An 8,330-nucleotide genomic window follows, 5' to 3' on the forward strand; every position below is an offset into this window, starting at 1 on the left:
GCCGGATTGAGCCCGGCAAGGGTGGTGAGTTGCAGCTGACTGATGCGATCGAGCTGATGATCACGGAGGGCCACCCGGTGCACGTGGTGGTGCATGACGGGAAGCGCCACGATTTGGGCAATCCGGGTGGTTACATCCCGGCGAATGTGGACTTTGGCCTGCGCAACGAGAAGTACGGTCCGGCGCTCTACACTGCGCTGAAGCAGATTATCAGCGACTTCGAAGCCGAGATTGCGAGGAAATAGCGCACTCATGGAGATGATCCGAGAGATAGTACTACAAAGCCGGAGCGCTCTGATCGGCGGGGGCATAATCGCGTGAACTCACGCGGCAGACATCAAAATACCTTTTGGCCCACAACTGAAAAATTTTTGAAGATAACCTCACCTGAAGGGCCTCGAGACGGCGCGAATCTGCGTAACCGCGACTTCAAGATTCTGGTCCCAACTAATTCGTGATCGAGTGCTTGATGCGCTGTAGTGCCGTGAGGGAAATTGGTGGAGTTAAGAGCTGCGTGAGCTATTCAGGGCCCAGGCGTCTACTTCCTTTGTAAATTTGTCCAAATCTGGTGGAGTTACGTTGCCACAGAGCAATAGACTCGCGACGAAGAGTGTACAAAAGCTACGTCTCAGCGGCATCGGAAGCTGTAGGGAATGGGCGCATGCGGTGCGTAGATCCCCGAGGTTAGACTATGAGCATGGAATCGAAGGATACACCGTTCAGCGGTGGTTTCGTCTTAGCTGAACAAGATTTTGGAACAATAGGTCACTTCGATAAAGCACAGTTGCCTAACGGCCTCTGGTGGTGGAGTGATCATTTTGTTCCCGAGGAACAAGCCACTTTGGATAGCGGAGACTACCTGGTTATCCGGGGGCACTGGGCTGTGGCGTCGACCGAATGTGCCAGTGATCATTCCGCCGAGCGACTTCTCCACCTGGCTCAGCAATCTATCGATGCTTTTGAAGATGAGCTCGACTTCATCTGTGGCAGATATGTCATAGTTCTCCACGTTGGCGGTACTACCTGGCTTTATAACGATGCGATTGGCAACAGGACTGTCTACTATTCCTCAGAGTCGGCAGTAGCGGCTTCCCACTTGCACCTCTTGAATTCGATTGCGCCGCATGAATTGATCTCCGAATCGCTGTCGGATGCGGTGGTGGCCGATTACCAGTGGGCAGCTGACCTTACTCCGTACAAGTCGCTCAAACATTTGCTGCCGAATCATAAATTGGAATGGGAAGCCGGTAGCAGTAGTCGCTTTTATCCTCGTCGACCTAATCCATTCCTCAACTGGAGCGCTGAAGCTAAATACGTTGAAATAGAACGTGTTTGGCGTGCAGCTCAGCGCCAGTATTTTGAGCGGTATTCAAACGTCGCGTTTTCCATTAGCGGTGGATTGGATAGTCGACTTGCTCTCGCAATGGCTAAACCGTATTGGAGCCAAATAGTTGGGTATACCTACGGGTTAGAGAGACGGGAAGGTAGCAAAGCTCAGAGGACATCGTTTTATGGGCGCGTGATGGAAAACGATGATTCGATTGCTCATCAGATCCATGCCGCTTGCGAACTGAAAAACCATGTGTTCATAGACCTTGAGGCGCTTGAAAGTGTTGATTTTAAGTTAAGCGAGCTTTTACGTCAGAACACGGTTGGGTTTCACGGAAACCGTTTAGTTGCCAGCTACCGGAAGCTTTTTGAAGGAGATTGGCTTAACGCGCGAGGAAACGCCATCGAGCTTTCTCGGAACGGAAATGCAGATATGGCATTCGGCGCGTTGGCCTCAAAATGCCAAGCAGATTTCCCGGTGGATGTGACAACGCGATTGAAGGCACTTGGATTCGACTCTCAGCTTCACGGATATGGCCGATACAAGTTGGCATACTGGGAATTCCGCCACGGAAAGTGGTTGGGGGAGATCCACAATGAGCTCGATGCTGCATTTGATACCTGGGTTCCTGGTGGCATCCGCCGATTGGTTGATCTCATGTCTGCGTTCGATGAAAGGGAAGTGAGAAACGGCCTTGTCGTTCGGGACTTGATCGAGAGGAACGCGCCCGAACTGAACCGATATCCGGTGAACTCCCAGAAGACGCTTTACCAGGAATGGCGCGATCTCAAACAAGAGCAGCTGACCAATGACTCTGGGCGTTCGCCGCTTTCTGCGAAGGTTGTCAACTCTGCAGGAAAAGAGGTCTGCGATGTTGAAATCCGGAAGTCATTCCGAATGCCGGCAGCGGAGTTGCGCCGGGGCAACCGAATGCTTGTGCACCTGCGCTCGGTAAAAGTGGGCGGAACTCTCTGTTTCAGGGTGCACCAGCCTTATGCGAACCCGTCCGCAAAGCAGTACATGGACCTTGCTGTGTTAGTCAATGGGGAACGGATGTTTAGCATCGATGGAGCCGAATACAGCGGGCCGATAAACTTTTCTATCGACAACCTTGTCCCAGGTGACCGGGTCGATCTGGAGGAAACTTTCTTAAAGGACCTGCCCGGGTCGGACTCGTGGGCAAGGGCTACACGGATGGGAGTGTCGGCGATCAAGTTTTACCGGCAAAAGCCGACGGGGGAGCGGTCGATTCGACACGATCTGCCTAAGTAGGTCCTCGTTGCCGGTGGAGTAGAGATGTATTCTTCAATAGATACTGAAGCGAATGGCTCCTCCAACTGGGCTCGAACCAGTGACCCTTCGATTAACAGTCGAATGCTCTGCCAACTGAGCTATGGAGGAATGCGTGCGCCTTAGCTTACGTGGCGGGTCCTGAGATCAAAAAATTGGCGGCGCCAAAAAACGAGCAGGCCGACAGACGAGCGCCGCAGCCGCCAAGGTATAGTTTCCTGAGCGGGTAACACGCTGGAGGGGCTATAGCTCAGTCGGTTAGAGCCGCGGACTCATAATCCGCTGGTCGCGGGTTCGAGCCCCGCTGGCCCCACACATAGCCGGTGGCCGGAACCATGATTGGTCCGGCCACCGGCGTTTTGGCGTCAGCCCCGGTTTAGAACCCGGGGAAGAGGACCCGGTTCGTCTTGCCCACTTGGATCAGGGCCATCTTAATGGTGTCAAAGACGAAGAGGTCTCCACCCGGTGCCGCGAAGACGGTGGCGCCGCCGCCGTTACGGACAGACATCGGGCTGAGCTTCTCCGGAGGCTGGGTGAAGCCCTGGTTCCAACAAAGCTCGCCGACCCAGCCCTTTTCCACCTTGATGGCTGGAATGAGCTGCTGCGGCGGATTGCATTCCGGGTGGGCGGGGCGAGCGGCGTCGGAAACACACAGGGTGGTGTGGGAGGTGGGGTAGTCGTAGATCTCGCAGCGGACATCGCCGCCTTGGTTGGAGTAGGTGTGCGTGGAGGCTTGGGCGGCGGGTGCGGCGAAGACCGCGGCGGCGAGGGTGGCGGCGCTGATGGCGAGGGCCGCGTGTGTACGGGTTTTCATGGCTTGCTCCTAGTGCGTCGGCAGGTCGTGCGGATGTATGGCACGTGTCACTGAGGGTAGTGGTGAGTGAGGGAGCTGGCAAGCGTCGATAAGCGAGACGACCCGGGCAACGTGAAATCCCCGCACTCCGTCTGAACTGCTTTTCCAGCTGGGCTCGAAGCAGTGACCCTTGGGTTGCTACCTAAGACGCACGCTGAGTCCCTGTTGCGGAAGAATCGCGGGGATGGAGACTACTGGCGGCGACCTCACAGAGCACTTCTGCTGGGTATGAGCTTCGATGAGGTTACTTGAAAGGGTGGGCTCCAGCGCCCTTTGCCGATAACTCCACGGCGTAGAAGGGTTAGATCAAGGAATTCTGCCGCCCTCTCCCTCATCTGGAGAGAAACCCTTGCACAGTTGCGAAAGCGCCACAGCCCCGACAGCCCGTTGGGGCGAAGAGCCAGAAGTAGAATTTCATGCTCTGGAGCTCCCCAATGCCGGCGGGGCTGCAAACCTTGTCTTGCCTCCGATTAGGCAAGGTCGTTCACGAGGCGCTCTGCGAGCTTCTGCGACGAAGCCGGGTTCTGCCCGGTGTAGAGGTTGCCGTCAACGGCGACGTAGGGCGCGCCCGCCTCGGGTGCCTTGGTGTACTCCGCTCCCAGGGCTACAAGGCGGTCCTCGAGCAGCCACGGCGCCTTGTCGGCGAGCCCAGCGGCGCGTTCTTCATCATTGGAGAAACCCGTCATCGTCCGCCCGGAGAACGGGGAGCCACCCTGCGCATTCTCGGTTGCGAGGACAGCGGCCGGAGCGTGGCAAAGAAGGGCCACTGGCGCGTTGTTTGCCATGCGCTCGGTGAGGATGCGGGCGGACGTCTCGTTGACCGCGAGGTCTTCCATCGGTCCATGCCCGCCGGGGTAGAAGACGAGGTCGTAGTCTGCGGACTCGACGTTGTCCAGGTTAAGCGGCTTCGCCAACACCGGTTCCAGCGCCCCAAGCTTCGCCTTCACCGCCGCCAGGGTGTCTGCGTCGCCCGCGCTGTCATCCAGGCTTACCTTGTCAACGGTCGGAGCGACCCCGCCCGGCGTTGCCACGTCCACGTCCCAGCCTGCTTCGGCGAAGACCGAGTACGGGGTCACCAGTTCTTCGGCCCAGAAGCCGGTGGGGTGAAGCGTGCCGTCGTTAAGCGTCCAATGCTCTGCTGCTGAAACGATCATAAGTACCTTGGTCATGGTGTCCTCCTAAAATTTAACGATCATTTTGCCGGTGTTGCCGCCCTCGAACAGCTCGAGGAACGCCTTCGGCATGCTGTCGATGCCTTCGCGCACCGTGGTCTCGTAGCCAATTGATCCATCGACCACGAGTGGTGCGATCTTCTCCTGAAACTCCTCGGCAAGGTGGGAGTATTGGCCAACCACGAATCCGCGCAGCGTCAGGCACTTACCGATGGCCAGTCCCAGGTTGCGCGGGCCCGGCGTCGGCTCTGTGTCGTTGTATTGGGCGATCGCCCCGCACATCGCGATGCGGCCAAACGTATTCGCGTTCGCGATCGCAGCCTCAAGGTGGTCACCGCCGACGTTGTCGAAGTAGACGTCAACACCCTCGGGCGCCGCCTTGGCGAGCTGGCCTTTGACGTCGCCGTCCTTGTAGTTGAACGCTGCATCGAAGCCGATCCCGGTGATGTAGTCGATCTTTTCCGCGGAACCCGCAGACCCGATCACCTTCGCTGCGCCCAGGTGCTTCGCAATTTGCCCCGCTGCCGAGCCTACAGCGCCTGCCGCGCCCGAGATGAACACGACATCGCCCTGCTTCATCTCGCCGACGGCGGTCAGCCCGACGTACGCGGTCAAACCTGTCAGGCCCAGAATGCCCAGGTACGCCTCGGCCGGAGCAATGCTGGTGTCAATGCGTTCCGCCTGGTCCTCGTGCAATACAGCGTGGGTGCGCCAGCCGGCAAAGTGCCGGACAGTGTCGCCCACTTTGAACTTGTCCGAGCGGGACTCTGCGACTGTGCCGACCGCAGTGCCGGTCAGCGGCTGGTCGATCTGAAACGGCTCGATGTAAGACTTCGCGTCGTTCATCCGGCCGCGCATGTACGGGTCGACACTGGCGAAGGTGTTCTCCACAAGGATCTGGCCATCGGCCAGCTCTGGCAGCTCTACTTCTTCGAACCGGAAGTTCTCGCTAGCCGGCGCGCCCTCGGGGCGAGAGGCGAGAACCCACTGCTTGGCTGTACTCAACGCATTCCTCCTTCATGGTTATGGCACTTGAGTATTCGTAGGAACGCAGTGCGGGGCTTCGCTATTCCATGCCCGCGGCCCACACAGACCAAACGCGAAACCCCGCACTCCGTGGGGAGTGCGGGGCCTTGCAAGTACTGCTCCTCCAACTGGGCTCGAACCAGTGACCCTTCGATTAACAGTCGAATGCTCTGCCAACTGAGCTATGGAGGAATATTTTCTTTGTTGCTCTGTGCAACGGTTAATCATTTTGGCGCATATCCGGCGAAAAACAAAATCGCCAGTTCAGAGGGGGTAAATCGCGCATAAGGCACGTGTAAGTGTTAGTGTTTGATTCATGAATTCACGCATCATCGCCGCCGCTACCGCGCTCACGGTGGCCACCGCTTCGCTCACCGCCGCACCCGCCCACGCCGCGAATGGGGACACCGTCAATCTGGGCGGCAGGCCCGTGGTCCGCCAGGACGCGTCCGAGATCGTGGACAGCATGAGCTCGGTGAAGAGCAACTACGAAAAGGCCGCGGGCTCCAGCCTGGACGACCTGATCGCGGGCAAGGGCGGCTCCTCCGAGGAGGGCAAGTCCACCACCACGCAGGTGGTCATCTCCGTGCTGTTCGGACTGGGCGCGGTCGCGGCGACCGGCTACTACATGGTGCAGGAGGGCATGATCCCCAACCCGCTGCCGGGCGTGCTGCCCTCGCCGCAGCCGAAGCAGGACAATGACAAGGGCAAGGACAAGCGCGACTCGCGCCACCTCGACGACGGCGCAGCCTCGCTCCAGGGCCGCGTCTAGTCTCCCCACGTAGGGTGGGCCCATGCGTTTTATTGATCACGATGACGTCTTCAGCACGGTGTCGCCGGCGGAGGCCGTCGAGAAGCTGCGCCAGACCCTCGCCGCGGGTTTCGACCCCGCCACGGACCCGCTCCGCACCAAGGTGCCGCTCCCGCATGGGGAGATGCACCTCATGCCGTCGGCGGCCGGCACCGCGGTGGGCGTGAAGATCCTGGGCATCCAGCCCGCGGGCTCCACAGTGGACGTTCCGCTCGTGCAGGGGTCCTACCTGCTCATGGACTCCGAGACGCTCACGCCGCACACGCTTATCGACGCCACCGCGCTCACCACCCTGCGCACCCCCGCAGCCTCAATCGCTGGGGTGCTGGACCGGCTCACGGCCTCGAACGAACCGTTGGACGTGGCCATCTTCGGCACGGGGGCGCAGGGTCTCGGTCACGCCGCCACCCTGGAAAGCGTCCTGGAAGGGGTGCGTGAGCTGCGCATCACCTTCATCTCTCGCACGGAGCCCGCGGACTTGGTCTACCCCTGGGCCGCTTCCGGCTCCGCGGCGGCGCAGGACGCACTTGCTCGCGCCGACCTGGTCATCACGGCGACCACGTCGCCTGCACCCATCGTCACGGGCGCGGAACTTCGCAAGGACGCCACCGTCCTCGCCGTCGGCGCCCACACCGCGGACGCCCGCGAGCTGGCCGCGGACGTCTTCACCGGCGCGCAGGTGATCGTGGAGGACCCAACCGTGGCCTACCGCGAGGGCGGCGACGTGGTGCTCGCCACCGAGGAAGGCATCGTGCGCCGCGAGGACCTCATCACGATGGCTCAGGTGGTGCGCGGCGAGGTCGCACTCGACCCGAACCGCCGCGTGGTGTTCAAGACGGTGGGCATGCCGTGGCAGGACCTCGCCACCGCCCAGGCCGTCGCGCAGGCGGCCGAAAACCCGTTAGAGTAGTGGGCATGAAGAACACGCTGCTTTCCCTCGGCGTCGCCTCCGCCGTCGCCGTCACCGCCGTTTGCCCCGCCTACGCCGCCGAACCGGCCCAGGAGTCTTCGTCGCTGAGCCCCGGCGCCATCGCCGGCATCAGCCTGGGCGTGCTGGCGCTCGTCGGTGCCGGCAGCTACTTCGCCGTCTCGCAGGGGCTTATCGACGTCCCCGGTTTGGAAATCCCGGAGGTTCCGGGGCTTGGCGAGCTCGCCGCGCTGGCGGGCGCTGCCGGCATCGCCATCCCGGCGCTCGGTGCCGGCGCGGCTAAGGGCGGCGACGCGAAGGCCGCCTCCTGCCAGCCGGGCGCGTTTGACCAGCTTGTCCCTGGGTGGCCCAACCACACCGGTACGAGCGTGGACTACTGCGACGGCAAGTGGGCGGTCGCGGGCGCGAACCAGACGGACTGGATCGTCGCCTTCCGCGCTGACGGCGAGCAATGGCACGTGGTCGAGCCCGACGGCAAGACGGAAACCGGCTTCAAGTGCTACAACACCGGCCGCCTGCGCGAGCAGGGCGCGCCCCAGGAGTTCACCGACAAGCTGCTCACCTGCGCGGCGTAGCTGCTACTGGCGCAGCGCCCGGGCCGCGATCGCGAGCTTGCGGTGATTGGGCACGCGCACGCGGGTGGTGCGCAGCTGGGCCGGAGAGGTCGCCTCGATGCGGTCGGTCAGGTCCTCGAAGAGGGCGGTGGCGACCTTCACCGCCGGGCGGACCCGGGCCGGTAGATTGGGGATCTGCTCCTTGGCCTGGGCGAGTTCGGTGCGGATTTGGGGGATGAAGGGGTGGGTGTTTATACACATCTGACTTTTCCGGCGACTATGATATGGTTACGCTATCGGGTCGCGTTGCTCTTCCATTAATAAAAGGCATGCTATATTTACTTCCCGTAGTGCAGTCAGCTGCAA

General features: G+C 60.7%; 8 protein-coding genes, 3 tRNA genes and 1 pseudogene. 6 read left to right on the top strand and 6 right to left on the bottom strand.

Annotated features, from left to right (window positions below):
- Together FPH17_RS11765 and FPH17_RS11770 are read left to right on the top strand one after the other, a co-directional pair.
- A pseudogene (locus FPH17_RS11765) lies at positions 1-245 on the top strand (UTP--glucose-1-phosphate uridylyltransferase); the annotation flags it as partial.
- Positions 246-697: 452 nt separating this feature from the next.
- Positions 698-2,602 carry a hypothetical protein gene (locus tag FPH17_RS11770; protein ID WP_154880776.1) on the top strand — a complete coding sequence of 635 codons (1,905 nt, stop codon included), beginning with the start codon at positions 698-700 and terminating at the stop codon, positions 2,600-2,602.
- 53 nt (positions 2,603-2,655) lie between these two features.
- Here FPH17_RS11770 and FPH17_RS11775 read toward each other — a convergent pair.
- A tRNA-Asn gene (locus FPH17_RS11775) sits at positions 2,656-2,731 on the bottom strand.
- Between the two features lie 128 nt (positions 2,732-2,859).
- Between FPH17_RS11775 and FPH17_RS11780 the strand changes: the two genes are divergently transcribed.
- A tRNA-Ile gene (locus FPH17_RS11780) sits at positions 2,860-2,933 on the top strand.
- Between the two features lie 63 nt (positions 2,934-2,996).
- Here FPH17_RS11780 and FPH17_RS11785 read toward each other — a convergent pair.
- The 4 genes from FPH17_RS11785 to FPH17_RS11800 all read right to left on the bottom strand — a co-directional run bounded on the left by FPH17_RS11785 (position 2,997) and on the right by FPH17_RS11800 (position 5,863).
- Positions 2,997-3,434 carry a hypothetical protein gene (locus FPH17_RS11785; protein WP_154880778.1) on the bottom strand — a complete coding sequence of 146 codons (438 nt, stop codon included), beginning with the start codon at positions 3,432-3,434 and terminating at the stop codon, positions 2,997-2,999.
- Positions 3,435-3,943: 509 nt separating this feature from the next.
- Positions 3,944-4,642, bottom strand: coding sequence for a type 1 glutamine amidotransferase domain-containing protein (locus FPH17_RS11790; RefSeq protein WP_154880780.1), 699 nt, complete (start codon positions 4,640-4,642; stop codon positions 3,944-3,946).
- 9 nt (positions 4,643-4,651) lie between these two features.
- Positions 4,652-5,650: an NADP-dependent oxidoreductase gene (locus FPH17_RS11795; RefSeq protein WP_154880782.1), complete on the bottom strand. Its 999-nt coding sequence runs from the start codon at positions 5,648-5,650 to the stop codon at positions 4,652-4,654.
- Between the two features lie 140 nt (positions 5,651-5,790).
- Positions 5,791-5,863 (bottom strand) — tRNA-Asn (locus tag FPH17_RS11800).
- A gap of 124 nt (positions 5,864-5,987) precedes the next feature.
- Between FPH17_RS11800 and FPH17_RS11805 the strand changes: the two genes are divergently transcribed.
- Genes FPH17_RS11805 through FPH17_RS11815 form a run of 3 tightly spaced genes read left to right on the top strand, consistent with a single transcriptional unit; the run spans position 5,988 to position 7,985 of the window.
- Positions 5,988-6,443 (top strand): hypothetical protein, encoded by a 456-nt coding sequence (locus FPH17_RS11805; RefSeq protein WP_154880784.1) that lies wholly within the window; start codon positions 5,988-5,990, stop codon positions 6,441-6,443.
- A gap of 22 nt (positions 6,444-6,465) precedes the next feature.
- Positions 6,466-7,392: an ornithine cyclodeaminase family protein gene (locus tag FPH17_RS11810; RefSeq protein ID WP_154880785.1), complete on the top strand. Its 927-nt coding sequence runs from the start codon at positions 6,466-6,468 to the stop codon at positions 7,390-7,392.
- A gap of 5 nt (positions 7,393-7,397) precedes the next feature.
- The gene (locus FPH17_RS11815; RefSeq protein ID WP_154880787.1) at positions 7,398-7,985 is read left to right on the top strand and encodes a hypothetical protein; all 588 of its coding nucleotides are present in this window, start codon (positions 7,398-7,400) and stop codon (positions 7,983-7,985) included.
- A gap of 3 nt (positions 7,986-7,988) precedes the next feature.
- Here FPH17_RS11815 and FPH17_RS11820 read toward each other — a convergent pair whose 3' ends face one another.
- Entirely contained in the window at positions 7,989-8,225 is a 237-nt protein-coding gene (locus FPH17_RS11820) for an isoprenoid biosynthesis enzyme family protein (protein WP_154880789.1), read from the bottom strand.
- Positions 8,226-8,330 lie beyond the last annotated feature (105 nt).

Origin of the sequence: Corynebacterium gottingense (assembly GCF_007559235.1) — a bacterium.
GTDB classification, from domain to species: Bacteria; Actinomycetota; Actinomycetes; order Mycobacteriales; family Mycobacteriaceae; genus Corynebacterium; species Corynebacterium gottingense.